Origin of the sequence: Christiangramia aestuarii, from assembly GCF_009735585.1 — a bacterium.
Classification (GTDB): Bacteria; Bacteroidota; Bacteroidia; order Flavobacteriales; family Flavobacteriaceae; genus Christiangramia; species Christiangramia aestuarii.
The window spans coordinates 1-486 of the sequence record NZ_VJVW01000057.1 but is presented as its reverse complement, the minus strand read 5'-3'; the positions used below and the strand labels follow the sequence as shown (position 1 = coordinate 486).

Sequence of the window (486 nt, the reverse complement as noted above, 5' to 3'; positions counted from 1 at the left end):
GCTCCAGCGGACCGAACCACGGCCAGCACACCGGCACCCCGCCGCGTACCGACTGCCCGCGCCGGTAGCCGGCCTCGTCGCTGAGCCAGACCAGCGGCGGCTGTTCGTGGGGCTGGTAGCTGAGCAGTTGCGCGCCCTGCTGGGTGATCAGCGCCTCGCCATGGGCGGTGTGGATGCGCCAGCAGGCCAGGTCGTCGACCTGTACCTGTTCGACGCGGTTGATCGGGCTATCGGTGTTCATGGCGGTCTCCGGGAGGCGAATGGATGGCAGCAGTATCACCGATCCATTTTATCGCCGGCAGTTCCCCTGGATAGCGCCAACGACGACGCGGCCCGTGGGCCGCGTCGGTTGTTGCCGGAGGTTCAGGCCGCGCGGAACAGGTTGTGTGGGTCGATGACGAATTTCTTCGGCACCCCGGCGTCGAACTCGCCATAGCCTTTCGGCGCATCGTCGAGGGTGATGACTTCCACCCCGACGATGTCGGC

1 protein-coding gene is annotated in these 486 nt (G+C 66.9%); it reads right to left on the bottom strand.

Annotation, left to right across the window (positions count from 1 at the left end; all coding sequences use genetic code 11):
- Positions 1–280 (bottom strand): aldose epimerase family protein (locus FLP08_RS16895; protein ID WP_500681177.1); only part of this gene is annotated, 280 nt, incomplete at its 3' end.
- Between the last annotated feature and the right edge of the window lie 206 nt (positions 281–486).